Origin of the sequence: Achromobacter marplatensis (assembly GCF_049060505.1) — a bacterium.
In the GTDB taxonomy this organism is placed as follows: domain Bacteria; phylum Pseudomonadota; class Gammaproteobacteria; order Burkholderiales; family Burkholderiaceae_B; genus Achromobacter; species Achromobacter marplatensis_A.
In genome coordinates, this window is record NZ_JBMGRB010000004.1 from 534570 (window position 1) to 559653 (window position 25084).

The window sequence follows — 25084 nt, forward strand, 5'->3', positions numbered from 1 at the left end:
TTCAAGGCTGGCGGTCGGCCAGCAAGTCCAGGTAGGCGCCCGACAGCAGCTGCGTGGGCGCCACGCCCAGGCCCTGCATCAAGGTTCGGGCTTCTTCCATGCCGGCTTCGGCGCTTTCGCCGTCGCGCAGCACCACTTCCAATTCCAGGAATTCCCCCAGGCCTTCCACCTTGTCCAGGTGAATGCGGGTGCGTCCGGCCATGAACACCGTCCGCTGCTTTTTCACGCGGCCGATCGCGCCGTAGGCCCGCGTAAGCGCGTCGCGCAAGGTGCTGGGCGAATCGGTTGGCGAGATGACATAGAAGCTCTCTTTCGGCCCCGTATCGTCGGCGCGCTGATAGAAGATCAATTCCCCCGTGCCGTCGGCGAACGCACGCAGCTTCAGCCGTCCGTGGGTGCAGGTGAAGAAGGTGTCGTCCTGGGCGATGAAAACCGGCTCCTGCCCGGACAGCGCGGCGGCCAGGGGCTCGATGGCGGCCAGGCTGTCGACCTGCGCTTTGATTTCCACGTTGCGTGCCATGCGGAGCGTCCTTCTTTCAGCGTCAATACAGGGTGCCGGCCACGCGCCCGGGCAGGTCGCGGTCGTAGGTCGCGCCGTCGAAAGTGCCGGCGGTCAGGTCCGACAGAATGCGGCCGACGCTGGGCAGGGCGCTGCGTGGCACCTGCGTCGCCGGATCCCACAGGCGTGAGCGCAACAGGGCGCGCGAGCACTGGAAGTACACCGTCTGCACGTCCACGATCAGCACGGAGCGCGGCTGCTTGCCGTCGATCTCGAAACGCGCCAGCAGCGCGGGCTCTACGCTGATGCGCGCCGTGCCATTCACCCGCAGCGTCTCGCCCACGCCTGGCACCAGGAACAGCAACGCCACGCGGGGATCGGTCAGGATGTTCAACAGGCTGTCGATGCGGTTGTTGCCGCGGCGGTCGGGCAGCAGCAGCGTCTTTTCGTCTTCAACCACGACGAAGCCCGCAGGGTCACCGCGCGGCGAAGCGTCCAGCCGGCCGGGGCCGGACGTGGCCAGCACCGCGAACGGCGCGGCCTCGATGAAGGCGCGATAGTGCGGATGCACGTGATCCACTTCCTTCTTCAGCGACGCTTCGCCGGGCGAGCCATACAGCGCCTGCAAGGCGGCGGCATCAGTGATGACATGAGCGGGATCGGTGTGCATGGCGGGGTCCAGGTTCAGGCCAGGATGGCGGGCAGGTCGTCGACGTTCAGAAAAATCTCGTTGGGGCCGCGTTCGCGCAGGGCGTCCACATGGTTATAACCCCAGGCGACGGAACCGACGTGCACGCCCGCCTTGCGGGCGGCGTCGATGTCGCGCATTTCGTCGCCCACCAGCAGGAAACGGTCGGCGGCGATTTCGTGCCGGCGCATCAGGCGGTCGATCTTGGCGGCCTTGCCGAACAGGTCAGTGCCGCATTCGTAGTCGTCGAACAGCGCGGCGGCATCCGGGCCTAGCACGCGCTGCACGTTTTCGATGGAATTCGAGCTAATCACGGCTAAACGCAGCCCGCCGGCCTTCAGCCGCGCGAGCACTTCGGGGATGCCGTCGAACAGATGCACGCTGGGGTCGATGTCCTGCATCAGGGTGCGCACGTGCGACATGATCGCCGGCAGCTTCCACAGCGGTATCCCCAGGTATTTCAGGATGTCGGCGGCTTCGCGGTGGCGCAGGTTTTCGCGTTCCGACAAGTCGATCTTGCGAAAGCCGTACTTATCGGCCACGGTGTTCAGGATGGAATTGAACCAAGGCATGGTGTCCGCCAGGGTTCCGTCAAAATCAAAAGCGGCGATGTCGTATTTCAAGTGGGATCCAGTAGACGGCGCAGGCGTGGCTACAAGCCGTTGGGGTGAAGCAGATAGTGGACGACCGGCGCCAGGGCTTCCAGCGGCGGCGCGCTGGCCACGACGCGGGCGGCGTTCGTCCACGGGTAATCCAGCGCCAGCAGCCAGCCGAAGACGGCGGCCATGTCGCCCGGAGGCAGCGTCACCATGGTTTCGATCGTGATCGTGAGGTCCGTGGCGCGGTAAGGGGCGTCCTGGAATTTCCAGTCGTACCGGCCGCAGCCCACGCGCACGTTGCCGGTGGCCTTCTCGGTCATGGCCACGATCCAGTCGCATTGGTAGTCGGGCAGACAAGCGCCCGGTGCCGGCCGCGACAGGTAGAACGTGTAGACGTTGTCGTAGGTCTGGCCGAACTTGCGCACCAGCGTGTCGGCGATCGCCGCCAGGCCATGCGATTCGGGGGGGAAGGCGATGGCCTGCGTGCGCAGCGCCATTTTCAGCACGGCGTCTTCAGCGAATGCCCGCGCCATGTAGTGCGGGCGATTCTCGTCCTTGGCGTGGAAATAGTCGCGCAGCACGGACTCGGTGCTGGAAGGGGACAACGAATCGGGCATCATTGCGTAAGCTTCCGTTGGGTCATGAAAGGGCGGCTTCAGGCCTTGATGGGGTCGAACCACTTCGAGACATTGGGCGCCTCGTAGATGGCATAGCGGTCCAGCAAAACGGCAGGGTCTTCTTCCACCACCAGCATGTCGCGATGCTGGGGGCGGATGAACGCTTCATCGACGGCATGGTCCACGAACTGCACCAGCGCGTCGTAGTATCCCGCGATGTTCAGCAGGCCGCAGGGTTTCTGGTGCATGTTCAACTGCGCCCAGGTCCAGACTTCGAAGAATTCTTCCAGCGTGCCGGCGCCGCCGGGCAGCGCGATGAACCCGTCGGCCTTTTCAATCATCATGGCTTTGCGCTCGTGCATATTCTGCACCAGATGCAGTTCGGTAAGCCCGCGGTGCGCTTGTTCCTTTTTTTGCAGCAGTTCGGGTATCACGCCGATCACGCGGCCGCCGCCGGCCAGTACCTCATTGGCGATGACGCCCATGATGCCGACCACCGACCCGCCGTACACCAGGCCCAGGTCCCGCTTGACCAGTTCGCGCGCCAGCACGCGGGCCTGTTCGATGTAGTCCGGGCGGGAGCCCGGATTCGAGCCGCAATACACGCAAATGTTCTTCAGAGTCATAAAAGGTCGGAGATGGCCGTCCCGTTACAGATTGCGTCACGGGCTTTTCGGGAAGCCGATAGTTTACGCAAGGTTTGACCCGGGGTTTTGTTGCCCGGGCGCCCGGGCAGGCGGGATGCGGCGCAATGTTTGGACACAGCACGATCCGCCATGATCGGTAGACTGGGTTGTTCGGCACGACTGGAAATCCAGCGTCGTAGTGCTTTCACTAACCCGAGGAGCTAACGATATGGAACACGCAACCCGAACCCCCCAGAACACGAGCCGTCCTTTCGACATGGACGTGAAGGCCATCCGCGCCAAGGCGCGCCAGGACATCCAATCCGGCGCCGTGACGGACACCTACCGCGCGGACCGGCAGACAGTGCTGAAGCTGCTGAACGAAGCGCTGGCCACCGAGGTCGTCTGTGTGTTGCGCTATAAGCGCCACTTCTTCATGGCCCGAGGCTTGAACGCGGAACCGGTGGCGGCGGAATTCGCCGAACACGCCACGCAAGAGCAGGACCACGCCGACCGCCTGGCCGAGCGCATCGTGCAGCTGGGTGGCGAACCGAACCTGTCGCCCAAGGGGCTCTTGGAGCGCAGCCATTCGGAATATGTCGAAGGCAACACGTTGGAAGAGATGATCAAGGAAAACCTGATCGCCGAACGTATCGCCATCGACAGCTACCGCCAGATGATCGAATACATTGGCGAACAGGATTCCACCACGCGCCGCCTGTTGGAAGAGATCCTGGCGGTGGAAGAAGAACACGCCGACGACCTGTCGGACTTCCTGGCGAAGACGTAGAAGGGCAGCGCAAAAAAAACCGGCCTCGCAAGGCCGGGTGTTACGTCGCGGCGGCGGCCAGCGGGCCGCCCCTGCTTCGATCAGATCGCGTCGCCCCACAGGTCGTATTCGTCAGAATCGGTGACGCGCACGCGCACCATGTCGCCCGCCTTCAATGGCTTGTCCGAACTGACGTACACGCAGCCATCGATCTCGGGCGCGTCGGCGCTGCTGCGGCCCACGGCGCCATCTTCGTCCACTTCATCGATCAGCACGTCGATCTCGCGGCCGACCTTGCGGGCCAGGCGCGCGGTCGAGATGCCTTGCTGCAATTCCATGAAGCGTTCCCAGCGGTCTTGCTTGACGTCGTCCGGCACGGGATTGTCCAGCAGGTTCGCGGGCGCGCCTTCGACCGGCGAATACTGGAAACAGCCCACGCGGTCCAGCTGCGCTTCCTGCATCCAGTCCAGCAGGTACTGGAAGTCTTCTTCGGTTTCGCCGGGGAAGCCGACGATGAAGGTCGAACGGATGGTCAGGTCGGGGCAGATCTCGCGCCAGCGCTTGATGCGCGCCAGGGTCTTGTCTTCGAAGGCGGGGCGCTTCATGGCTTTCAGGATGCGCGGGCTGGCGTGCTGGAACGGGATATCCAGGTACGGCAGGATCTTGCCTTCCGCCATCAGCGGAATCACTTCGTCCACGTGCGGGTACGGGTATACGTAGTGCAAGCGCGTCCAGACGCCCATTTCGGACAAGGCCAGACAGAGCTCGGTCATGCGGGTCTTGACCGGCCGGCCGTTCCAGAAGCCGCTGCGGTACTTCACGTCCACGCCGTAGGCGCTGGTGTCTTGCGAGATCACCAGCATTTCTTTCACGCCGGCCTTGACCAGGCGCTCGGCTTCGCTCAGCACGTCGCCCACCGGGCGGCTGACCAGGTCGCCGCGCATCGACGGAATGATGCAGAAGCTGCAGCGGTGATTACAGCCTTCCGAGATCTTCAGATAGGCGTAGTGGCGCGGCGTGAGCTTGACGCCCTGCGGGGGCACCAGGTCCAGATAGGGATTGTGGTCTTTCTTGGGCGGGGCGGCGTCGTGCACGGCGCGCACCACCTCTTCATATTGCTGGGGACCCGTCACCGACAGCACGCTGGGGTGCACTTTGCGGATCACCGACTCCTCGACGCCCATGCAGCCGGTGACGATGACTTTGCCGTTCTCGGCCAGCGCTTCGCCGATGGCTTCCAGCGATTCCGCCTTGGCGCTGTCGATGAATCCACAGGTGTTGACGACGACGACGTCCGCATCGTTGTAGTCGGGCGTGACTTCGTACCCTTCGGTGCGCAGTTGAGTCAGGATGCGTTCGGAGTCGACCAGGGCTTTAGGACAGCCGAGCGACACAAACCCCACGCGCGGGGTGTGGTCTTTAGAGTTCATTGATTTTGAAGGGCTTTTGATGAGATGGCCGTGATAGGCACTGGTGGGGCACAAACGGCGCCCAGGGGTACGAAGCCAATGCGCAATTTTAGCGCGTCGCGGAAAAAGCGGGGAAATGGGGCATCTGGGTGCCCCTTCGTTCCCCGGGTCTCGGGCGCTAGCGGTGCTCTTCGCAGTGTGGGCTCATCTCAGGCGGTTCAACGTGTCCGGGCAGGTCGCGCGCCGGTTCAAGTTGAAAGGTTCAGTGTGGGAAGGGCGTAAAACAGCGCAAGGTGATCGTCGTTAATCCTTGTGCCATTAAGCGCGACACTGCGCCATTGCATGTCGACTATATGTTCTGCTTGCAGATCCACGATGCGTCCGCCGGAAAATTCTATTTCCGTGATGGACTGGGGCAGGCGTGCCAACCATGCGCCCGATAACGCAAAGTCCGGGTCCAGATCAAGCGCCAGTCTTTGTAGCTGTGCGTATATTTCGGGCGTTGCTTGCAACGCTTCGAAGAAGTGAACGACCTCAGGGCCTGTCATTTTCGCTTGAGTCGGCGTTTGTATAGATAATGTTGGAAAAGTCTGTGAAAGCGCGAGAAACCCGTCGGTTGTGACGGTATCGTCGTCGGCAATGACGCCCCTTAGAAAATGCGGCAGGACTCTCGTAATCGGATTCAGCTCCAGCAATTCGTCATAGGCTATGTGACAGGCATTCAGTATGAGCGTTGCCGCGCCGGTACGGTCAGCTAGCGCCGCGAATGCATCGGCGTCAAGTGCAACGTTGCTGAGAGATATAGTGGTCAGGTTGCTGCCCTCGTCGGGGCGGAAAGTCAGCATTTCAATGTCCTCGGCGTCGAGCGCGAACCCAGGCCGGCGATTGGCGCGGCCCCAATTGTCAGCGTTATCCTGATAGGAAATGTTCAAATGGATTGTCGACTGAGGGATGCGGGCCAGAAACATGTGCGGCCCTGCGCGGTATACAAGGCTCAGGTGGCTCACTCCCTCTGCGTGGTGCAGCAATTCACCAGACGCCAATCTTCTTAGGCCTCCTTCTTGAAGCGTTAAAAAATTACCGTGGCGTACAGAAAGTCGTGGGTCGATGCGAAGGGCGATATTTACCCCGTCGTTCGTCAGTTGCAGATTTTCGGAAACGGTCAAGAAGCGCCCCTCAACCGTCGACGTGCGTGAATTTATCGCCATCGCCTGCAGATCATTGTTTTGCAGCTCGCATCGCAGGAACGTCAAGTCGAGGACATTTGATCGCAACAGTGGCCCGTATGCCTCGGCGTCGATCCGCGCAAACGCGAACCCGAAATGTGTAACGGCTGAATTATGTAGAAAGTCACTGGGGAGAAAAGAAACGCTACCGCCCAGGATGACAAGCGTGGCAGTGGAGTCGGGAAGCACGACGGGAAACTTCCTGAGGTCGTGCATCCCGGCGGCGCCACCAGAAAGATCTACGTAAACAGTGCCTAGCCCAGGAGGTGGGGCGGACAGGGCATCATTCATTAACTTCAATTTACTTCCGAATACGCGCACGTAGGCGGCGTGATCGCCGATCGCCGAAAGTCGGGTAGATTCCTCACACGGCATCCGCAGGTAAAACGCATTCACACGGGGATTGCCGCGTACATCCAACCACTCCAGGTTTTGGATGGGCCCCGCACTGATCAGGTCGATCATGTGATCCGATTTCAACCGGCAATTTTGCAATTTCAGTTCGGCAAGGCGGGATATGTGCTGGATATCGATAAGTTGCCCGGGGTGAATAACCGAGTCGCTCAAGTCCAACGTCTTGATATGAATATTGTTTCGCAAGAAGGTGGGTATGGGAATATCGGAAAATGCCCGCAACTCAAGATGTTCGACGGTACTGGTTTCCAGGCACTGCGCCAGAACGACTGGATTGACAAGCCGCTCGTTAATGTGCAGTTCGCGAAGTGAAGGTATCTGGAAAATACGGATAAGCTCCGCGGCCTCGCGCGTTCCGACATTGATGGAGAACCCACTGTCGGCTAACACCAGGCGTTTTATGTGATCTCCTATTGCCAACACGGATGGCAGACTCGCGGCATCCAGACCTACTAACGAAAGTTCATTCAGGGGTTTCGGCAAGCTCTGAAGCTGTGCCGGGGAAATGCCTTGATTGCACCTGAGCACAAGCGAGTCAAGATTTCCAAAATTCCGGGTCCGCCCTTCCAAGGCAGCAAAAAATTCCGTGAGTTCGTTTTCGCCTATTTCCAGCGGGCCTGTCCGCATGTGCTCCCGCAAATAGGTGAAGTCCCGGCTTATCGAGCCGAGCCTATTTGAAAGAACCGCAGACTTGCCCATGGAGGAGATTAGATACAAGAGTTCCATAGGCAGTGAACTCAACGTCGCTGTCGGCGTGGAAGACCTCGCGGGCTGTGCTTGCGCAACAGCGAATTTCTGATCCCTCCACGCCTTCAGGATCTTGCGGATCTCCACTTTATCGATCGGTGGCCGTACTTGCTGGAAGGCGGGGGTGACCGCCGGCATGGCCTCTGGCTGCTGTGGAGGCGGATTGTTACCGGGCGGACTGGCATGGGCAGGCTTGTTGGATTGCATGAGGGCACCTTTGATTGTCTGTCGCTAGGTGCCCTCGAAAAGTGTCTAGTTCCCTGTTCGAATTGCCAGCCATCGCCGCAGGCGGTGTGGCGCCCGTCAGGCTAGGCAGCCCCGCACCGGTACAGCGCCAGCGTGCCCGCCAGCCCGATCATCAAGCCGCCGCAGACGCGGTTCAGCCAGCGCAGGCCCGACCCCTGGAAGGCGCGCACCAGTTGGGCGCCCAGCGTGGCATAGACCAGCATCGTCAAGATATTGATGGTGGCCAGGACGCAGGCCACGATGGCGTACTGGGGGGCCAGCGGCGCTTGCGGGTCGATGAACTGGGGCAGGAAAGCCGACATGAAAAGCAGCGCCTTGGGGTTGGTCAGCGCCACCATGAAGCTGCGCAGCCCTAGCGCCAGGCCCACGGGCCGGTCCGCGCCGGCCCCGGCCGACGGCAGGATCAGCGCTGCGTCCGAGCGCAGCATCTTCCAGCCCAGATAGGCCAGGTACGCCGCGCCCACCCATTTGACAAGCTGGAAAGCGACTTCGGATGCCGCCAGCACCACGCCCAGGCCGGAGGCCACCGCGCCAACCAGGATCAGGTCCGCCAGCACCGCGCCGGCCATCCCCCAGCCCGCCGCGCGCACGCCGTGGCGCGAGCCGTTGCTGAGCGCCAGCAGGGTGGTCGGGCCCGGCGTCACGATGGCGACGGCCGAGGCCAGGATGAACAGCAGCAGCGTGGCGGTAGTCATGAGAAAAGCGCTCCCTGGGGAAGGGCCAGTTTGACGCGCGCGCCGCCATTCGTCCAGGTCCGGCTACCATATCGGTCTTATCCTCTGAATTCCCACCATGTCCACGCGTTCCGACTCCCCCCATCTTGCCCCCCCGCTTTCCTCCGTTCTTCTTTCCAGCGCGGGGGTGGTCGAGGGCGTGCTGGACGGCCGTTCCCTGACGGACGCGTTGACGGACGTGAATTCCGCCTTGCGCCCGGCCACCCAGGCCGTGTCGTTCCATGCGATGCGTTACCTGGGCTGGGCCGACGCCGTGGGCCGCGAGCTCGTCCAGCGCTATCCCAGCGTGCTGTTCGAATCGCTGCTGCTGGTGTCCCTGACCTTGCTGAAAGAAGAAGGCGAGGCCGCCGCCGCGCTGCCCGGCATGCCGGTGTACGCGCCGCATACGGTGGTGGACCAGGCCGTGACGGCCGCCTCCAATACCCGTGCCCTGGCGTCCTTCAAGGGCATGCTCAACGCTTGCCTGCGCCGCTTCCTGCGTGAGCGCACGGCATTGGAAGCCGCCGTGGCCGACAGCCCCGAGGCCGAATGGAACCACCCCGGTTGGTGGGTCAAGCAACTGGGCGTGGCTTATCCGGAGCAATGGCGCCAGATCCTGGCCTCGGCCAACGTGCCGGCCCCGCTGACGCTGCGCGTGAACCGCCGCCGGGCCAGTCGCGAACAGGTACTGGCGGCCTTCCACGACGCCGGCCTGTCGGCGGAACCCGTGGGCCAGGCGGGTCTGGTCATGAGCAGCCCCAAGCCCGTCATCCAATTGCCCGGCTTCGCTGAAGGCTGGTGGTCGGTGCAGGACGCGGGGGCGCAACTGGCGGCCGAGCTCCTCGCGCCGGCCGACGGCATGCGCGTGCTGGACGCCTGCTCGGCGCCCGGCGGCAAGACCGCCCACCTGCTGGAACTGGCCGATATCGACCTGGTGGCGCTGGACGCCGACGGTGAACGGCTGGAACGCGTGGAGCAGAACCTGGACCGCCTGGGCCTGGCAAGCAAGCGCGTCCAGCTGCAAGCCGCCGACGCGTCCGATTTGGACGCCTGGTGGGACGGCAAACCCTTTGATGCGGTGCTGGCGGACGTGCCCTGCACGGCGTCGGGCATCGTGCGCCGCCACCCCGACATCCGCTGGCTGCGCCGCGAAAACGATGTGCGCCGCACGGCTACGCTGCAGGCCAAGATCCTGGATTCGCTGTGGCAGACGGTTGCGCCCGGCGGCCGCCTGCTCTATGTGACCTGCTCGGTCTTCCCGATCGAAGGCGCGCGCCAGGCCCTGGAGTTCCTGCAACGGCATCCGGAGGCCCAACGGCTGGACGCGCCGGGCCAATTGCTGCCTGTTGCGGTCGATGCAACACCGGCCGCCCAACATGACGGGTTTTTCTACGCCTTGTTTGCCAAGCAGTCCTGAATCACCAAGAATAGGGGCATGACGGTGTTTCGGTGTCGTATGTCCATTATTTCGCGTTTATTTCTTGGGTTGTTGCTGGTATCCGCCTTGCTTTCCCTGGTGCCGGGCGGCGAAGCATATGGTGGCGAGCCGAAGGTCGTGCGGGTCGAGCCGGTCGTGCGCAACGGCCGCCTCGAGATCGACGCGGACATCGACTTCGAACTGAATCAACAGTTGCGGGACGCGGCCCAGCGCGGCGTCCCCCTGTATTTCACGGCCGACCTGACCATGACGCAGGAACGCTGGTGGTGGTTCGACAAGGCGCTGGTGGACACCTCCCGCACCTGGCGGGTCGTCTATAACGCCCTGACCCGGCAATGGCGCGCCGGCGTGGGCGAACTTTCGTTTCCCGTGGCGTCGCTGGACGACGCCATGAGCGTCATCCGCCACATTCGCAATTGGTCGGTGGCTGACGCCGGCGACTTCGACGAAGGGGTGATGTACGGCGGCCAGCTGCGGCTGCGCCTGGACACCTCGCTCTTGCCCCGGCCGTTCCAGGTGAACGCCTTGAACAGCAGCTCATGGGCGCAGGGGACTCCCTGGACGGACTTCTCATTCACGCTGAGCGGCAAGGAGAAAGATCCCTCATGAGGCTGTTGCTCCGGCTGGCCCTGATGGTGGGTGCCGTAAGCGGCCTGGCATTGCTGGGCTTGCTGGCATGGTCCACGGGCAACGCCTCGCGCTTTGCGCGCTATTACGACACGTTGCTGGTGTTGAACGGCATTTTCGCCCTGGCGCTGTTCATCTGGGTGGTGGCGCTGACGGTACGGCTGGCCCGCCAGATCCGGCGCCGGCAGTTCGGCGCCCGCCTGACCGCGCGCTTTTCGCTGGCGTTCGCGCTGATCGGCGTGGTCCCCGGAGCGCTGATCTACACCGTATCGGTGCAGTTCATGTCTCGCTCCATCGAATCCTGGTTCAACGTGCGGGTGGATACGGCGCTGGAGGCAGGGCTTAACCTGGGTCGCGCCGCGCTGGATTCGTTGCTGGCCGACCTGGATGCGCGTGCGCGCTCCATGGCCATGGAACTGAACCGCAGCACCGACAGCGGCGTGATGCTGGCCCTGACCCGGCTGCGCGAAACCAATGGCGTGCAAGAGGCCATGGTGTTCACCGGCAGCGGGCGCATGGTGGCGTTTTCCACCAGCCAATATGGGCAGTTGCTGCCCGCCATGCCGCCGTCGACCGTCATGAACCAGCTGCGGCTGGCGCGCGGCTATTCCGCGGCCGAAGCCGATGACCCCGTTACGGCGGGCGCCGAGGGGGGGCTACACCTGCGCGTGGTGATTCCGCTGACCGGACCGGACCGCTATGACAACCTGCTGGGGGCGGCGTCCGAACCGCGCTGGCTGCAATTGCTGCAGCCCGTGCCGGAGCAGATCGCGCACAACGCCAACCTGGTGCAGCAGGGTTTCCGCGATTATCAAGAGCTGGCGCTGTCCCGCCTGGGGCTGCGCAAGCTCTACGGCATCACGCTGACGCTGGCGCTGCTGCTGGCGGCGTTCGGCGCCATCGCCGTGGCGCTATCGCTATCCAAGCGCCTGGTGCGGCCGCTGCTGAGCCTGGCGGGCGGCACGCAGGCCGTGGGCGTGGGCGACTACCGGCCGCTGCCCGAACCGCCCGAGCGCGACGAAGTCGGCCAGTTGACGCGGTCGTTCAACGCGATGACACGGCAGTTGGACGAGGCCCGGCGCATGGTCGAAAGCAACCGCCAGCAGCTGGAACGGTCCAACGTCTATCTGGAAAGCGTGCTGTCCAACCTGTCGTCCGGGGTGCTGGTCTTTGACGAATCGTTCCGCGTGACCACGGTCAACCAGGGCGCCCAGACCATCCTGGGGGCGGATCTGCGCTCGGTGATCGGGCGTCCGTTGGAAACCGTGGATGGCATGCTGGAATTCGCCAATATCGTGCGCCAGGCGTTTTCCACCCACGCGGCCGTGGGCTCGGAGCGCCAACACTGGCAACAGCAATTCGAAATCAGCCCGGCCCAGGGCGCCGCGGCCACCGCACCCCAGCCGCTGACCCTGCTGGCGCGTGGCACCCATCTGCGCGTGGACGGGCGCGGCAACGGCTATCTGGTGGTGTTCGACGATATTACCGAAGTGATTTCGGCCAACCGCACCGTGGCGTGGGGCGAAGTGGCCCGCCGGCTGGCGCACGAGATCAAAAACCCGCTGACTCCCATCCAGCTGTCGGCCGAGCGTTTGGCCATGAAGCTGGAAGGCAAGCTGCAACCCACCGAAGCGCAGATCGTCACGCGGTCCACCAATACCATCGTCAGCCAGGTGGCGTCGCTAAAGCAGATGGTGGACGACTTCCGCGAGTACGCCCGGACGCCGCCGGCCGTCATGCAGCGCATCGATTTCAACGCGCTGGTGGCCGACGTGCTGTCGCTGTATGGCTGGGAGCCGGACGGCGGTTCGTCCCGCCTGACCGGCAAGGCGCTGAATCTGGACGTGAACCTGGGGGCGGACCTGCCGGCGATCGAAGGCGATCCGACGCAGCTGCGCCAGGTGATCCACAACCTGATGTCCAACGCCCGCGACGCGATTGCCGAAATGGGCGGCGAGGGCAGGGTCAGCGTGACGACCCAGCTCATGCGCAGCGAACAGCCCGACCGGGCCGATCAGCAAGCACTTAGATTTACCGTTGCCGACACCGGGCCGGGCTTCCCGCCGCAGGTGATGCAGCGCGCGTTCGAGCCCTACGTAACCACCAAGTCCCACGGGACTGGGTTAGGATTGGCAATCGTACGCAAGATTGTGGAAGAGCACGGCGGACGTATCGACCTTGCCAACCGCAAGGAAGGAGGCGCGCGGATTTCCATCTTGTTGACCCGGTTGGCTCCCGGGGCAGATACTATGGACGCGACCGCGCAAGAAAAGGATAATGCGGCTACGCAATAGGTGGATGCTTTATGGCCAGAATTCTGGTGGTTGACGACGAAGTCGGTATACGCGAGCTTTTGTCGGAGATCCTTTACGACGAAGGACACACGGTCGAACTGGCCGAAAACGCGGCGCAAGCGCGCGCCGCACGCCTTCGCATGCGTCCTGATCTGGTGTTGCTGGACATCTGGATGCCCGACACCGATGGCGTGAGCTTGCTGAAAGAGTGGGGCTCGCAAGGCCTGCTCGACATGCCCGTGATCATGATGAGCGGCCACGCCACCATCGATACGGCGGTCGAGGCCACGCGCATCGGCGCCATGGATTTCCTGGAAAAGCCCATCACGCTGCAACGTCTGCTGAAGACCGTCGCGGCGGGATTGGCGCGCGGGCGCGCCCCGCATCCGGCGCCAGCCGCCGTGCATCCGGCCGCCGCCAACGCCACCGTGGCGCTGGAAGACGAGCTGGATCCCCCCGCCGTGGTGGCTGCGCCCGCCAACGAAGTGCCCGTCACGTCCAACGGCCAATTGGGCAGCATTTCGCTGGACCAGCCGCTACGTGAAGCGCGCGACGAATTCGAGCGCATCTATTTTGAATACCACCTGGTCCGCGAAAGCCACAGCATGACACGCGTGTCCGAACGCACCGGGCTGGAACGCACCCACCTCTACCGCAAGCTCAAGCAATTGGGCATCGAGTCGGCGCGCAAGCGCAGCACATGAAGATCCTGATCATGGGCGCTGGTCGCGTAGGCACCAGCGTGGCCGAAAACCTGGTGTCCGAAGAAAACGACATCACCGTGGTGGACTCCGATCCCACGCAGCTTCAATACCTGCAAGAACACTTCGACCTGCGCGTCGTCCATGGCGACGGCTCGCAGGTGTCGGTGCTGGAAGCCGCCGGCGCGGCGGACACCGACTTGTTCATTGCCTGTGCGGCCTCCGACACTGCCAATATGGTGGCGTGCAAGATCGCCCGCCAGCTGTTCAACATCCCCCGCCGCATTGCCCGCATCCGTTCGGCCGAGTTCCCGGAACACCCGGAACTGATGAGCGAAGAGGGCTTTTGCATCGACGCCCTGATCAGCCCAGAACGCAGCGTCACCACCTATCTGCACAGCCTGATCGAATTTCCGGAGGCCTTGCAGGTCGTGGAATTCGCCGAAGGCCGCGTCTGCGTCGTGACGGTGCGGGTGGGGCATGGCAGCCCGATGGCGCATTCCTCCGTGGACAAGCTGCGCGACGTTTGGCCCGACGTGAAGGCGCGCGTGATCGACGTGCTGCGCGGCGGTCGTCCGCTACGAGCCGGCAGCGGCACGGTCATCGCCCCGGGCGACGAAGTCGTGCTGGTGGTGGATTCGCGCGATGCGCGCCGTGCCGTGCGCCAGCTGCGCGAAGCCGAACGCGCCGTGCGCCGCGTGATGATCGCGGGCGGCGGCAACATCGGCCTGCGCCTGGCGCGCCAGTTGGCCGAAGAAAAGTACAGCGTGCGCATCATCGAACGCGACCTGAAACGCTGCGAATACCTGGCGACTCAGCTACCCGATAGCGTCCTGATCCTGCATGGCAGCGGCACGGACGAAGCCCTGCTGGAACGCGAAAACATCGAAGACATGGACACGTGGCTGGCGCTGACCAGCGACGACGAAGACAACATCATGTCGTCGCTGCTGGCCAAGCGCCTGGGCGCCCGCAAAGTGATCGCGCTGATCAACCGCCAGGCGTATGGCGAACTGATGCAGGGCAGCCACATCGATATTGCCGTGTCGCCTTCGCAGGCGACGATGAGCGAGCTGCTGCGCCATGTGCGCCGCGGTGACGTGGCGGCCGTGCACCGGCTGCGCCAGGGCGTTGCCGAGGCCCTGGAAGCCATCGCCCACGGCGATCGCTCAACCTCCAAGGTGGTGGGCCGGGCGGTGGGTCAGATCAGCCTGCCCAAGGGGGCCAGCATCGGCGCGCTGGTGCGCGGCGACGAAATCATCCTGCCGGACGCCGATACCGTGATCGAAACGGACGACCACGTGATCGTCTTCGTGCCGTCGCGCAAGCAGATGCCGCGCGTGGAAAAGCTGTTCCAAGTGTCGGCGTCGTTCTTCTGATGCGCACCCGCCCCATGCCTCGCCCCAAGCCGCTCGCCGCCGGATAACCCCATGAAGCGCGTTCTGGCCACCCTTTATATCCTGGGCCTGACCATGGTGATGTTCGCCCTCACCATGCTGATCCCGCTGCTTGTCGCCTATGTGGGCGGCGATGCCGCGCGCGAGGCTTTCCTGAACGGCTTCCTGATTTCGGTGGGCATCGGGGGCGGGTTGGCCGCCCTGACCCGGCACAGCCGTTGCGAATTGCGCGCGCGCGACGGCTTTGTGCTGGTGTCGGCCGTATGGGCCGGCCTGCCGCTGCTGGCCGCAATACCGCTATTGCTGTATTTCCACGGTGCCGGGTTGCCGCTGTCGTTCACCGGCGCCTACTTCGAAGCCATGTCCGGGCTGACGACCACTGGGGCGACGGTGCTGACCAACCTGGACGCGTTGCCCGCGTCGATCAACCTGTGGCGCGCCACGCTGATCTGGATTGGCGGCATGGGCATCCTGGTGCTGGCCGTGGCGATTCTGCCCCTCCTTGGGGTGGGCGGCCATCAGGTGGTGCGGGCCGAAACGCCAGGCCCCATGAAAGACGAGCGCCTGACGCCACGCATCGCCAGTACCGCCAAGGCGCTGTACGCGGTGTACTTCGTGTTTTCGATCCTGTGCTTCCTGGCCTATCGCGCCGTGGGGCTGTCGTGGTTCGAGGCCTGGTGCCACATGGCCACGACGATGGGGCTGGGCGGATTTTCTACCTGGGACGACGGTTTCGCCCATTTCGATTCGGTCGCGGTGGAAATGGTGGCTATGGTGTTCATGCTGATCGCCGGCATCAACTTCGCCACCCACTTCAACGCCTTCCGCCAGCGCAGCGCGCGCGCCTATTGGCGGTGTCCGGAAGCCATTCCCTACCTTGTCATCGTGCTGGGAGCAGGGCTGGTTATTTCGATTTTCCTGTACGTGAAGGGCGTTTATGGCTCGCCGCTAGAGGCGCTGCGCTATGGCATGTTCAACACCATTTCGATGGCGACCACCACGGGCTATGCCAATACCGACTTCGCCCAATGGCCCTTGTTTGCGCCGCTGACGATGCTGCTGCTCTCGGGTTTCGCCACGTCCGCGGGATCAACCGGGGGCGGGATCAAGATGATCCGGGCGATCTTGCTGGTCAAGCAGGCACGCAATGAACTGGTAACAATGTTGCATCCGCATGCGGTCAGCCCCGTGCGGATCAACGGCCGGGCGGTAGACACCCGGACAATGTCGTCCGTGCTGGCGTTCATGCTGTTTTATGGGCTCTCCATTGCGGTATTCACCAGCCTGCTGCTGCTGTCCGGCCTGGATCCGATCACGGCGTTCTCGGCTGTTTTTGCCAGCGTCAACAACACCGGCCCCGGCCTTGGGCCCGTAGGGCCCATGGGCAACTTCGCGGTGCTGTCCGATTTCCAGATTTGGGTCTGTACCTTCGCCATGTTGATTGGGCGCCTGGAACTGCTGACCGTCCTGGTGCTGTTCACGCCGATTTTCTGGCGCAAATAAGGGCCGCCGGGCTCGAATATTTCATAAGGGATTACCCTGATCAGGGTTATCCCGCCCCATCTCGGAAACCGCTTCCCGACTGCGATTCCGGCCGCCGTCGGCCCGCGACCCGCGCCGTTTCTATGTTGTGAGCGCTCGCTCACTTCCCTTCAGAGGGCAAAACTGGATGCTTCGCGATGTTGCACACAAATGTCACGATTTTCAATCGTTTTGCCACAAACCTGCGGCTATCATGCGTTCACAAGTCGCCGTCTAGCACCCCCCGGGAAGTTACCGGGCTTCAAGGTCGAACGGTGCGTCCCTCATCAAACATTCAAAGGAGTCCGAGATGGAACAGATCCCGTTCATTTCGTCGGCCCCCAACACCCTGGGCATCGAACTCGAGCTGCAACTGATCGACCCCCGTAGTTTTGATCTGACCGCAGCCTCTGACGAGCTGCTGGCCCAAATGGCCAACCATCCCATTGCCGACCGCGTTAAACCGGAAATCACGCGGTCCATGATCGAATTGAATTCCTCGGTGCACGAGCACCCCATGGGCCTGCTGGCCGAAATGCGCGAGATGCGCGACGCCTTGGTTGAAGCGGCCGACGCAGTCGGCGTGGCGGTCGCCGGCGGTGGCGCCCATCCCTTCATGCGCTGGCAAGAGCGTTCTATCTCGGATACCCCGCGGTTCCAGTACCTGGCCGAAATGTACGGTTACCTGGCGCGTCAATTTACGGTGTTCGGCCAACACATCCACCTGGGCGTGAAAAATGGCGACGACTCTATCAAACTGTTGCGCCGGCTTTCCCCCTACGTCCCGCACTTCATCGCGTTGTCGGCCTCGTCCCCGTATTGCGAGGGCGTCGACACCCTGTTTTCGTGCTCGCGCCTGAATGCGGTGAACAGCTTCCCGCTGGCCGGCCATATGCCGCCCGACGTCAAGGACTGGTACCAGTTCGAGGCGCATTTGTCGCAGCTGCGCGCCTACGGTCTGGCCGAGAGCATCAAGGACTTGTACTGGGACATCCGTCCCAAGCCGGAATTCGGCACGGTAGAGATCCGCGTGTGCGATACGCCGCTGACGGTGGAGCGCGCGTGCCAGATCGCGGCCTTCGCCCAGGCCTTGGCGGTCTTGCTGATGCGCGAGGACGACCCGCATGACAACGCCTGGCTGTCTTACCGCAGCAATCACTTCCAGGCCTGCCGTTTCGGCCTGCAAGGCAGCTATGTCACGCCGGATGGCCAGCGCCTGCGCCTGATGGACCATCTGCGCGCCTTGTTCCAGCGGCTGATGCCGGTGGCGGAAGAACTGGGCACGGGCGACATGATTGCCGCCCTGCGCGACGAAGCCATGCGTAGCGGCAACGACGCCCGGTGGCTGCGTAGCCAGTTCCACCGCCTGCGCGATCTGCCGCTGGTGGTGGACGCCATGACGCACACCTGGCGCGGCGAGCCGGCCGGGGCTGCCCCGGCGGAACCCACGGCGGTGCTGCGCCGGCGCATCCGCGCCAATTCGGAGCCCATGCAGCCCCTGTCGGCGTCTGAGCCGGGGGTCAGCGTGCCCCTGCCCGAACGCTTGCACTGAGCGGCCCCGTGGCGGGCCCCCGATTCAAGGGGTTCCGCGGTGCCGGCCGCCGATTGCGCTGACGGATAGCCGGGTTTCTCCGGCTACCGTGCGGTGCGCGGCGGCGCGCCACGCGTGGCCATAGGCCACTTCGATACTCAAGGCGATCAGGCCGTCGGGCCGGCGTTGCGCTTCCAGCGCGGCGCACAGGCGGTCGCGCCAGTCGCGCCCGACCAAGCCGCCGCGGCGGCCTTCGGCGGGGTTGCCGCCCAGCGCGCGGACGTCTTGCAGCAGCTTTTCCGGGCTGCGGTAGGTCAGGGTCAGCAGTTCCTGGTCCATGACCGGATCGGCAAAGCCGTTTTCCACCAGCAGGTCGCCGAAATCATGCATGTCCACGAAAGACGGCGTGGCGGTTGCAAGACCGGCGTCGGCCAGCGCCTGGCGCAGCTCACGTAGGGTGGCGGGGCCCAGACAGGAGAACATCGCCAGCCCGCCCACTTTCAGGATGCGGCGCCATTCCGCCAGCACCGCGTGCGGAGCGCGGTGCCAGTGCATGGCCAGGTTCGACCACACCAGTTCCAGCGATTCGGGCGGCAGGCCGGTATCGGCCAGGTCGGCATTGACGAAAGCGGGGGCCGCCGGGCCGCGGCGGGCCAGCTTGCCGATCCAGGCGCCCAGACCTGCGGGCGCATGGCGCTTGCGGGCCTGGTCTAACAACGGTTCGCAGTTGTCCAGCCCGGTATAGGCCGCGTCCGGATAGCGCTCGCGCAGCACCGGCAGGTTGTCGCCCGCGCCACAGCCCGCGTCCAGCATCGCCTGAGGCTGCACCCGGATGTACTGCAGACGGCCGAGCATGCGGCGGGCCACTTCCCCATAGAGGAATTGTGCGTCGGATAAGTCGCCTCGGCGCGCGAACTGCCGCGGCACGTCGGCGCTAACGAGGGGAAGGGAAGGAAGCGGTGCGGATTCTGGCAGGGACATTTCGGTCGCGCCCGCGTCTTCGCCGCGGGGCGGAACATGATTTCATAAGGGATGGCACACATTATTGCGCATCCGGGCGGCCGGGCCCGATTCTCCCTACAGGGCATGGGGCGGCGGCTGGGGTCCCGGATCGGCTGCGATTGCCCGTTATGCGGCGCGCGGGTGGCGGGCGCGCGGCTATGTGGCGGCTGCGAAGCCGACATTACCGCTTTGCCAGGCGGGCGGCCCCGGTGCCCGGGCTGCGCGCTGCGCCTGCCGGCCACCGCGTCCTCTTGCCCGGCATGTCTCGGCGCATCGCGGGCCTACGGACGGACCATCGCCGCATTCGACTACGCGCCACCCGCTGACGCCCTGATTCAGATGCTTAAAACCCGGCTGCGCCTGAGCATGGCGCCGGTGCTGGCCCGGTTGCTGGCTGCCGAGGTCCTGCGCCACGGCGGATTGCCAGTGGGCAGCCTGCTGGTGCCGGTGCCCGCCGGCCGCGCCTCGCTGCGTCTGCGCGGCATGAACCCGGCCGGCGAAATCGCCCGAAGCCTGGCAGCCCAGCTGGCGCTGCCCCTGGCGCGCGGGGCGCTGCGGCGGCGTCGGGAAACGCCCCGCCAGACGTCGCTGGGGCGACGCGCCCGCCAGCAAGGCGCGACGGATCTGTTCCTGGCCTCGTCCCGGGTGCTCGGCCGTCATGTGGCGGTGGTGGACGACGTCATGACCACGGGCAGCACCGTCCAGGCGGCCGCAAGCGCCCTGTTGGCGGCGGGCGCGGCCAGCGTCACCATCCTGGTCGCGGCCCGCACGCCCTGAGGCGGCCAGGCTTGGGCCCGGGTCCGGGCCAGACCCGGGCCAGCGCGCCACCGCGGCAAATCGGCGACAATTCGCCTGTGTGGCCACTCTGGCGCCGCACGCCGTCCTTGTTCCTTATTCGCCATGTTCCACGTCATCCTCGTCTGCCCCGAGATTCCCCCCAATACCGGCAACGCCATCCGGCTGTGCGCCAATACCGGCGCCCAACTGCATTTGGTGCGCCCTTTGGGTTTTGAACTGGACGACGCGCGCATGCGCCGCGCCGGCCTGGACTATCACGAGTGGCAGCCCGTGCGCGTGCACGACACGCTGCAAGAGGCGTTGGACGACACCGGCGCCGACGCCTCAAGCATCTACGCGCTGACCACGCAGGCGCAGCGCAGCGTGGCGGATATCGGTTTCAAACCGGGTGACGTGTTTGTGTTCGGCCGCGAAACGGCGGGGCTGTCGGCGGAGCATCAAGCGATGTTCGCGCCCCAGCAGCGCCTGCGGCTGCCGATGCGCGCGGGCCAGCGCAGCCTGAACCTGTCCAATGCCGTCGCGGTGACCGTGTTCGAAGCCTGGCGCCAGCAAGGCTTCGAAGGCGGCGTGTAGGATGGGTGAAGCGCGCCAGTCCGTATGCAAGAACACCGGCATCGAGCGCGCGCAACCCATCAAGCGGCGGTTGCGTTGTGGCTGAAGCGGGCAAGAAATGACCGCAGCATGATGGGTTACGCGCGCTGGGCAGCAATATTCTTGCTTAAGACCTCTCGCGCTACACCCATCCTACGACCCATCCGATGGCCCATCCGACGACCCATCCTACGAAGGCAAGCCGCTGGCGCGCGCCGGCCGTGCTTAATCCAGCGACAGCTTCAGTTTGTCGATCACCTGGTCCCAGCGCGCCTTTTCGCTCTTGATGCGGGCGGTCAGGGCTTCCGGGGTGGATGCCGCAGGCGTGAAGTACTGCAAGGCCAGTTGCTTGCGCACGGCCTCGCTGTCGATGATGCGGGCCAGTTCGCTGTTCAGCCGTTCGATGACCGGCGTGGGCGTGCCGGCGGGAACCAGCACCGCGTTCCACGAAATGGCTTCGAAGTCGGGGTAGCCTTGCGACGCCATCGTCGGGATGCCCGGCAGGGCCTCGCTGGGTTGCAGGCTGGTCACCGCCAGCAGCTTGACCTTGCCGTCCCGCGCCTGGGGCACGGCGATGGCGGGCACCATGAAGCCGGCCTGCACGTCGCCGCCGATGATCGCCGTGATGACCTGCGGGAATCCGGAATACGGGATGTGCGCCAGGTCCACGCCCGCGCGTTCCTTGAACATTTCCATCGCCAGATGGGCCGAGCTGCCGGGGCCAACGGACCCGTAGTTCAGGGAATTGCCGCGGCCTTTGACCAGTTTGACGAAATCCTGGACGTTATCGACCTTCAGGCTGCCCGGCACGACCAGCACGTTGGGGCTGGTGCCCACCAGCGTGACCGGGGCCAGATCGGCCAGCGGGTCGTAGCCTAGCGTTTTCTTGTACAGCGTGGGCGCGGTGACCAGCGGCCCGTTGATCGTATAGAGCAGCGTGTAGCCGTCGGGCTTGGCCTGCGACACGATGCGCGTGCCGATGTTGCCGCCCGCGCCCGGCTTGTTGTCGATGACGATGGGCTGGCCCAGCGCCTGCGACAGCGGCTCCGAGATCGTCCGGGCCAGGATGTCGGGCGACGATCCGGGCGGGAAGGGCACGACCATGTGGATGGGGCGATCGGGCCAGTCGGCATGGGCGGCGGCCGGCAGCGCGGCGGCCAGGCTGAGGCACAGGGCGCGCAGAAGCGGGCCTACTCCGAATGTGCGGGTTTGCGTCATGAAGGATGTCTCCTCGGAATCGGTGCGGTGTCTTGTTGTTAGGGTGGGGTCACAGATGGCCGCCCAGCGACGGGTCCAGCGGGCCGCCGGCGTCCGCGCTTTCGTCGCGCGCGTCGCGGGCTAGCAAGGCGGAAACCGCGGTCATGGGCGCCACGCCGTCGAACAGCACGGCGCAGACGGCTTCGGTGATGGGCAATTCGACATGAATGGCGCGGGCGCGGTCCAGCGCAGCGCGCGCGCAGCGCACGCCTTCGGCCGTGATGCCGCTGGCCAGGATGTCGGCCAGCTTGCGGCCGGCGCCGATCTCGAGGCCCACGCGGCGGTTGCGCGACAGGTCGCCCGTGGCGGTCAGCACCAGGTCGCCTAGGCCGGTCAATCCGGCGAACGTCTCGGCGCGGGCGCCCAGCGCCACGCCAAATCGCGTCATTTCGGCCAAGCCGCGGGTGATCAGCGCGGCGCGGGCATTGGTGCCCAGCGCCAGTCCGTCGCCGATGCCGCAGGCGACGGCGATCACGTTCTTCAAGGCGCCGCCCACTTCCACGCCCACGACGTCCGCGCTGGCGTAGACGCGCAGCGCCGCGCCATGGAAGGCGGCGGTGGTGGCATCACGCAAGGCGGCGCTGGTACTGGCGACCGTCAGCGCCACCGGCAGGCCCTGGGCGACTTCGCGCGCGAACGAGGGCCCGGACAGCACGCCGCCGACGGCGCCGGGCAGCGCCTGGCGCACGATTTCGTGGGGTAGCCTGGCCGTGTCGGCTTCAAAGCCCTTGCACGTCCAGACAATAGGGGTGTCCTGCAATCCCAAGACGGGCAGCCGGCGCGACAATTCGCCGCAAATGGCGGTCAGCCCGGCCACGGGCACGCCCAGCACGATCAGGCGGCGTGCGCCCTCGTCTTGCAGGCTGCGCAGCGCGGCGTCGAGATCGGAGGTGACATTCAAGGCCTGGGGCAGGGGAATGCCAGGCAGATAGCGCGCGTTCTCGTGCGTGGCGGCCATGCTGGCGGCCTGCGCGGCGTCGCGCGCCCAAAGCAGGGTGGCGTGGCGGCGGCTGGAGGCCGCCGCCAGCGCGGTGCCCCAACTTCCCGCACCCAGGACGGCAACGCGCAGGCGCGGCTCTGTGGGATTGTTCATCGGGGCGCGGCGTGCTTACTGGCGGGTGGCGCTGGGGGGCAGAATGATGCCCGAGTCGCTGCCGTTGCCATTGCCGTTGGTCGCGCCTTGCTGCTGTTGCAGTTCGGCCAGGCGTTGCTCGTACAGGGCCTGGAAGTTGACTTCCGTCAGGTGCAGCGGCGGCATCGAGGTGCGGGTGATCGCGTCGGCGATGTTGGCGCGCAGGTACGGGTACAGCATCGTCGGGCAGACGATGCCCAGCAGCGGATCCAGTTGCTCTTCCGGGATGTTGGCGGCTTCGAAGATGCCGGCTTGCGTGCCTTCGACCAGGTACACGACCTTATCGTTGATGCGGGTGGTGACGGTGACGGTGACCGTGGTCTCGAACACGGTTTCCGCCAGACGCTGGCCGCCCACGGTGATGCTCACTTCGACCTGGGGCGCTTCTTGCTCCAGGAAGACGTGAGGCGCGTTCGGCATTTCCAGCGAAAGGTCTTTCAGGTAGACGCGTTGCAGATTGAACGAGGGCGCGTCGTTGCCGCCTTCTTGCTGGGTGTTTTGGTCTTGATCAGCCATGAGTGTTTCCGTTGGTGGAGGGGGCAAAAGAGAGGGCGATTAGCCGTTCAGCAAGGGGGCAAGGCCGCCCGAGCGGTCCAGGGCCATCAAGTCGTCGCAACCGCCGACATGGGTATCGCCGATGAAGATCTGCGGCACGGTGCGCCGGCCGGTACGTTCGATCATGACATCGCGCTGGGACGGGTCGCGGTCGATCTGGATGATCTCCAGGTCGGTCACGCCGCGTTGCTCGAGCAGAGCCTTGGCGCGGGCGCAGTAAGGACAATAGTCCTTGCTATACATGACAACTTTATTCATAGGCGCTCCTGCGATTCGGGTTTGAAGGAAGGGGACGGACGCCCCGGTTCAACCCTTTTGGGTAACCGGCAGGCTGGCGGCCGACCAGGCGCGCATGCCGCCATCCAGCGGCACGACGTCGGTGAAACCTTGCGCGCGCAGCTTGGCCGCGGCACGGGCGGAATCGCGGCCATTGTCGCAAACCACGACCAGCGGCTTGTTCTTGGGCAGCGACGCGGCCTTTTGTTCAATGTCGGCCGCCGGCACGTTGCGTGCCTGGGCAATATGGCCAGCCTGGAATTGCTCGGCGGGACGCACGTCGACCCAGACGGCATTGCGCTGGTTGACCATCTGAATGGCCTCGCCGGTGCTGACGGCCGAGCCGCTGCGCCCCTTGCGGAGCGCCGGAATGGCCAGCATCACGCCGGAGATCACGGCGACGGCGACGATGAAGACGTTATTTTTATCGAGCAAGAATTGCAGAAGATCCACGGGGCATCCTGAAGTACGGCGACAAGCCTGGTAGGGGCGAACCCTTGGCGTCGCCTCAGGGGCCGCGCCAGGGAAATGGGCGGGTGCGCCGGGGCAAAATCAAGGGCAAAATCACTCAATTATAAAATGAGCGCATTCTTTAACCATCCCCTAACTTTAACCCGCGCGGAAAGCGTGCCAAACCATGCATAAACTTGTTCTGATGCGCCACGGCGAAAGCCAATGGAATCTGGAAAACCGTTTCACCGGCTGGACCGACGTCGACCTGACCGAAACCGGCCGTGAACAGGCCCGCAAGGCCGGAGAATTGCTGAAGAAAGAGGGCTACACCTTCGATCTGGCCTATTCGTCGCTGCTCAAGCGCGCCATCCGCACGCTGTGGATCGCGCTGGACGCCATGGACGCCATGTACACTCCCGTCGGCGTGAACTGGCGCCTGAACGAACGCCACTATGGCGCGCTGCAAGGCCTGAACAAGGCCGAAACCGCCGCCAAGTACGGCGACGAGCAGGTCCTGGTCTGGCGCCGCGCCTATGCCATCGCCCCGGAACCGCTGTCGCTGGACGACGAACGCCATCCGCGCTTTGACAGCCGCTACGCGAAGATCCCGGCCGACCAGTTGCCGGCTACCGAGTGCCTGAAAGACACCGTCGCCCGCGTGCTGCCGTTCTGGAACGAATCCATCGCCCCGGCCATCCGCTCCGGCCGCAAGGTGCTGGTCGCCGCCCACGGCAACAGCTTGCGCGCGCTCATCAAGCACCTGGACAATGTGTCGGACGACGACATCGTCAACCTCAATATTCCGACCGGCCAGCCGCTGGTCTACGAATTGGATGATGACCTGCGCCCCATCCGCCACTATTATCTGGGCGATGCCGCCGAGATCGAGGCGGCCATGGCTGCCGTGGCCGCCCAGGGCAAGGCCAAGAAGGACTAAAAGGACCCGTTCACCCCAGAT

The 25084-nt window shown here is 64.5% G+C and carries 25 protein-coding genes; 11 read left to right on the forward strand and 14 right to left on the reverse strand.

The genetic code is table 11. The features are described from left to right. Window position 1: 1 nt before the first annotated feature. The 5 genes from ACI0FO_RS13575 to ACI0FO_RS13595 are packed head-to-tail and all read right to left on the reverse strand — an operon-like array spanning window position 2 to window position 3029. Window positions 2-520, reverse strand: coding sequence for a class IV adenylate cyclase (locus ACI0FO_RS13575; RefSeq protein ID WP_416027347.1), 519 nt, complete (start codon window positions 518-520; stop codon window positions 2-4). A 22-nt stretch (window positions 521-542) separates the two neighbouring features. Further along, entirely contained in the window at window positions 543-1169 is a 627-nt protein-coding gene (locus tag ACI0FO_RS13580) for a pyridoxamine 5'-phosphate oxidase family protein (protein ID WP_416027349.1), read from the reverse strand. A 14-nt stretch (window positions 1170-1183) separates the two neighbouring features. Further along, complete coding sequence (locus tag ACI0FO_RS13585) at window positions 1184-1810, reverse strand: HAD hydrolase-like protein (protein WP_416027350.1); 627 nt, start codon at window positions 1808-1810, stop codon at window positions 1184-1186. 29 nt (window positions 1811-1839) lie between these two features. Continuing rightward, window positions 1840-2406, reverse strand: a complete 567-nt coding sequence (locus ACI0FO_RS13590) for a hypothetical protein (protein ID WP_416027352.1) — start codon at window positions 2404-2406, stop codon at window positions 1840-1842. A 35-nt stretch (window positions 2407-2441) separates the two neighbouring features. Further along, the gene (locus ACI0FO_RS13595; RefSeq protein ID WP_416027354.1) at window positions 2442-3029 is read right to left on the reverse strand and encodes a TIGR00730 family Rossman fold protein; all 588 of its coding nucleotides are present in this window, start codon (window positions 3027-3029) and stop codon (window positions 2442-2444) included. A gap of 229 nt (window positions 3030-3258) precedes the next feature. On the opposite strand from ACI0FO_RS13595, the gene ACI0FO_RS13600 reads away from it, so the two are divergent. After that, complete coding sequence (locus tag ACI0FO_RS13600; protein WP_416027355.1) at window positions 3259-3819, forward strand: ferritin-like domain-containing protein; 561 nt, start codon at window positions 3259-3261, stop codon at window positions 3817-3819. A gap of 80 nt (window positions 3820-3899) precedes the next feature. On the opposite strand, the gene rimO is transcribed toward ACI0FO_RS13600, so the two are convergent. The 3 genes from rimO to ACI0FO_RS13615 all read right to left on the reverse strand — a co-directional run bounded on the left by rimO (window position 3900) and on the right by ACI0FO_RS13615 (window position 8535). Beyond that, a complete protein-coding gene (gene rimO / locus ACI0FO_RS13605) occupies window positions 3900-5228 on the reverse strand; it encodes a 30S ribosomal protein S12 methylthiotransferase RimO (protein ID WP_416027356.1) in 1329 nt (442 codons plus the stop codon). Between the two features lie 227 nt (window positions 5229-5455). Then, on the reverse strand, window positions 5456-7801 hold the full coding sequence (locus ACI0FO_RS13610) for a hypothetical protein (protein ID WP_416027358.1): 2346 nt from the start codon (window positions 7799-7801) through the stop codon (window positions 5456-5458). 101 nt (window positions 7802-7902) lie between these two features. Beyond that, on the reverse strand, window positions 7903-8535 hold the full coding sequence (locus ACI0FO_RS13615; RefSeq protein WP_416027360.1) for a LysE family translocator: 633 nt from the start codon (window positions 8533-8535) through the stop codon (window positions 7903-7905). Window positions 8536-8632: 97 nt separating this feature from the next. On the opposite strand from ACI0FO_RS13615, the gene rsmB reads away from it, so the two are divergent. The 7 genes from rsmB to ACI0FO_RS13650 all read left to right on the forward strand — a co-directional run bounded on the left by rsmB (window position 8633) and on the right by ACI0FO_RS13650 (window position 18083). After that, the gene (gene rsmB / locus ACI0FO_RS13620) at window positions 8633-9970 is read left to right on the forward strand and encodes a 16S rRNA (cytosine(967)-C(5))-methyltransferase RsmB (protein ID WP_416027361.1); all 1338 of its coding nucleotides are present in this window, start codon (window positions 8633-8635) and stop codon (window positions 9968-9970) included. Window positions 9971-10009: 39 nt separating this feature from the next. Next, the gene (locus ACI0FO_RS13625; protein WP_416027363.1) at window positions 10010-10600 is read left to right on the forward strand and encodes a DUF4390 domain-containing protein; all 591 of its coding nucleotides are present in this window, start codon (window positions 10010-10012) and stop codon (window positions 10598-10600) included. Continuing rightward, window positions 10597-12912 carry a sensor histidine kinase gene (locus ACI0FO_RS13630; protein WP_416027365.1) on the forward strand — a complete coding sequence of 772 codons (2316 nt, stop codon included), beginning with the start codon at window positions 10597-10599 and terminating at the stop codon, window positions 12910-12912. Before ACI0FO_RS13625 ends, ACI0FO_RS13630 begins: the two co-directional genes overlap by 4 nt. A gap of 11 nt (window positions 12913-12923) precedes the next feature. Further along, window positions 12924-13616, forward strand: coding sequence for a response regulator (locus ACI0FO_RS13635; protein WP_416027367.1), 693 nt, complete (start codon window positions 12924-12926; stop codon window positions 13614-13616). Beyond that, window positions 13613-14992: a Trk system potassium transporter TrkA gene (trkA, locus tag ACI0FO_RS13640; protein ID WP_416027369.1), complete on the forward strand. Its 1380-nt coding sequence runs from the start codon at window positions 13613-13615 to the stop codon at window positions 14990-14992. The genes ACI0FO_RS13635 and trkA overlap by 4 nt, the downstream gene beginning before the upstream one ends. A 51-nt stretch (window positions 14993-15043) precedes the next feature. Continuing rightward, the gene (locus tag ACI0FO_RS13645) at window positions 15044-16513 is read left to right on the forward strand and encodes a TrkH family potassium uptake protein (RefSeq protein WP_416027371.1); all 1470 of its coding nucleotides are present in this window, start codon (window positions 15044-15046) and stop codon (window positions 16511-16513) included. 328 nt (window positions 16514-16841) lie between these two features. Next, a complete protein-coding gene (locus ACI0FO_RS13650) occupies window positions 16842-18083 on the forward strand; it encodes a YbdK family carboxylate-amine ligase (RefSeq protein WP_105555948.1) in 1242 nt (413 codons plus the stop codon). A gap of 24 nt (window positions 18084-18107) precedes the next feature. Here ACI0FO_RS13650 and ACI0FO_RS13655 read toward each other — a convergent pair whose 3' ends face one another. After that, on the reverse strand, window positions 18108-19043 hold the full coding sequence (locus ACI0FO_RS13655) for a methyltransferase domain-containing protein (RefSeq protein ID WP_416027373.1): 936 nt from the start codon (window positions 19041-19043) through the stop codon (window positions 18108-18110). A 360-nt stretch (window positions 19044-19403) separates the two neighbouring features. Between ACI0FO_RS13655 and ACI0FO_RS13660 the strand changes: the two genes are divergently transcribed. Both ACI0FO_RS13660 and ACI0FO_RS13665 read left to right on the forward strand, forming a co-directional pair. Beyond that, window positions 19404-19841 (forward strand): ComF family protein, encoded by a 438-nt coding sequence (locus tag ACI0FO_RS13660; protein ID WP_416027375.1) that lies wholly within the window; start codon window positions 19404-19406, stop codon window positions 19839-19841. A gap of 123 nt (window positions 19842-19964) precedes the next feature. Continuing rightward, a complete protein-coding gene (locus ACI0FO_RS13665) occupies window positions 19965-20435 on the forward strand; it encodes a tRNA (cytidine(34)-2'-O)-methyltransferase (protein ID WP_088588732.1) in 471 nt (156 codons plus the stop codon). 243 nt (window positions 20436-20678) lie between these two features. Here the strand turns inward: ACI0FO_RS13665 and ACI0FO_RS13670 are convergent, their stop codons facing one another. Genes ACI0FO_RS13670 through ACI0FO_RS13690 form a run of 5 tightly spaced genes read right to left on the reverse strand, consistent with a single transcriptional unit; the run spans window position 20679 to window position 24126 of the window. Further along, on the reverse strand, window positions 20679-21671 hold the full coding sequence (locus tag ACI0FO_RS13670) for a Bug family tripartite tricarboxylate transporter substrate binding protein (protein ID WP_416027378.1): 993 nt from the start codon (window positions 21669-21671) through the stop codon (window positions 20679-20681). A gap of 49 nt (window positions 21672-21720) precedes the next feature. Next, complete coding sequence (locus ACI0FO_RS13675; protein ID WP_416027380.1) at window positions 21721-22803, reverse strand: NAD(P)H-dependent glycerol-3-phosphate dehydrogenase; 1083 nt, start codon at window positions 22801-22803, stop codon at window positions 21721-21723. A gap of 15 nt (window positions 22804-22818) precedes the next feature. Then, complete coding sequence (gene secB, locus ACI0FO_RS13680; RefSeq protein WP_310035309.1) at window positions 22819-23358, reverse strand: protein-export chaperone SecB; 540 nt, start codon at window positions 23356-23358, stop codon at window positions 22819-22821. A gap of 39 nt (window positions 23359-23397) precedes the next feature. Further along, window positions 23398-23655, reverse strand: coding sequence for a glutaredoxin 3 (gene grxC, locus ACI0FO_RS13685; RefSeq protein ID WP_088588734.1), 258 nt, complete (start codon window positions 23653-23655; stop codon window positions 23398-23400). 48 nt (window positions 23656-23703) lie between these two features. Then, window positions 23704-24126, reverse strand: a complete 423-nt coding sequence (locus ACI0FO_RS13690) for a rhodanese-like domain-containing protein (RefSeq protein ID WP_169271583.1) — start codon at window positions 24124-24126, stop codon at window positions 23704-23706. 184 nt (window positions 24127-24310) lie between these two features. On the opposite strand from ACI0FO_RS13690, the gene gpmA reads away from it, so the two are divergent. Next, on the forward strand, window positions 24311-25063 hold the full coding sequence (gene gpmA / locus ACI0FO_RS13695) for a 2,3-diphosphoglycerate-dependent phosphoglycerate mutase (RefSeq protein ID WP_105555955.1): 753 nt from the start codon (window positions 24311-24313) through the stop codon (window positions 25061-25063). The last annotated feature ends 21 nt before the right edge of the window (window positions 25064-25084 follow it).

Excerpts from the sequence above, each read along its gene's own strand:
- ACI0FO_RS13575 (WP_416027347.1), bottom strand. The coding sequence starts at position 520 with ATGGCACGCAACGTGGAAATCAAAGCGCAGGTCGACAGCCTGGCCGCC.
- ACI0FO_RS13580 (WP_416027349.1), bottom strand. The coding sequence starts at position 1,169 with ATGCACACCGATCCCGCTCATGTCATCACTGATGCCGCCGCCTTGCAG.
- ACI0FO_RS13590 (WP_416027352.1), bottom strand. The coding sequence starts at position 2,406 with ATGATGCCCGATTCGTTGTCCCCTTCCAGCACCGAGTCCGTGCTGCGC.
- ACI0FO_RS13595 (WP_416027354.1), bottom strand. The coding sequence starts at position 3,029 with ATGACTCTGAAGAACATTTGCGTGTATTGCGGCTCGAATCCGGGCTCC.
- ACI0FO_RS13600 (WP_416027355.1), top strand. The coding sequence starts at position 3,259 with ATGGAACACGCAACCCGAACCCCCCAGAACACGAGCCGTCCTTTCGAC.
- rimO (WP_416027356.1), bottom strand. The coding sequence starts at position 5,228 with ATGAACTCTAAAGACCACACCCCGCGCGTGGGGTTTGTGTCGCTCGGC.
- ACI0FO_RS13610 (WP_416027358.1), bottom strand. The coding sequence starts at position 7,801 with ATGCAATCCAACAAGCCTGCCCATGCCAGTCCGCCCGGTAACAATCCG.
- ACI0FO_RS13615 (WP_416027360.1), bottom strand. The coding sequence starts at position 8,535 with ATGACTACCGCCACGCTGCTGCTGTTCATCCTGGCCTCGGCCGTCGCC.
- rsmB (WP_416027361.1), top strand. The coding sequence starts at position 8,633 with ATGTCCACGCGTTCCGACTCCCCCCATCTTGCCCCCCCGCTTTCCTCC.
- ACI0FO_RS13625 (WP_416027363.1), top strand. The coding sequence starts at position 10,010 with ATGTCCATTATTTCGCGTTTATTTCTTGGGTTGTTGCTGGTATCCGCC.
- ACI0FO_RS13630 (WP_416027365.1), top strand. The coding sequence starts at position 10,597 with ATGAGGCTGTTGCTCCGGCTGGCCCTGATGGTGGGTGCCGTAAGCGGC.
- ACI0FO_RS13635 (WP_416027367.1), top strand. The coding sequence starts at position 12,924 with ATGGCCAGAATTCTGGTGGTTGACGACGAAGTCGGTATACGCGAGCTT.
- trkA (WP_416027369.1), top strand. The coding sequence starts at position 13,613 with ATGAAGATCCTGATCATGGGCGCTGGTCGCGTAGGCACCAGCGTGGCC.
- ACI0FO_RS13645 (WP_416027371.1), top strand. The coding sequence starts at position 15,044 with ATGAAGCGCGTTCTGGCCACCCTTTATATCCTGGGCCTGACCATGGTG.
- ACI0FO_RS13650 (WP_105555948.1), top strand. The coding sequence starts at position 16,842 with ATGGAACAGATCCCGTTCATTTCGTCGGCCCCCAACACCCTGGGCATC.
- ACI0FO_RS13655 (WP_416027373.1), bottom strand. The coding sequence starts at position 19,043 with ATGTCCCTGCCAGAATCCGCACCGCTTCCTTCCCTTCCCCTCGTTAGC.
- ACI0FO_RS13660 (WP_416027375.1), top strand. The coding sequence starts at position 19,404 with ATGCTTAAAACCCGGCTGCGCCTGAGCATGGCGCCGGTGCTGGCCCGG.
- ACI0FO_RS13665 (WP_088588732.1), top strand. The coding sequence starts at position 19,965 with ATGTTCCACGTCATCCTCGTCTGCCCCGAGATTCCCCCCAATACCGGC.
- ACI0FO_RS13670 (WP_416027378.1), bottom strand. The coding sequence starts at position 21,671 with ATGACGCAAACCCGCACATTCGGAGTAGGCCCGCTTCTGCGCGCCCTG.
- ACI0FO_RS13675 (WP_416027380.1), bottom strand. The coding sequence starts at position 22,803 with ATGAACAATCCCACAGAGCCGCGCCTGCGCGTTGCCGTCCTGGGTGCG.
- secB (WP_310035309.1), bottom strand. The coding sequence starts at position 23,358 with ATGGCTGATCAAGACCAAAACACCCAGCAAGAAGGCGGCAACGACGCG.
- grxC (WP_088588734.1), bottom strand. The coding sequence starts at position 23,655 with ATGAATAAAGTTGTCATGTATAGCAAGGACTATTGTCCTTACTGCGCC.
- gpmA (WP_105555955.1), top strand. The coding sequence starts at position 24,311 with ATGCATAAACTTGTTCTGATGCGCCACGGCGAAAGCCAATGGAATCTG.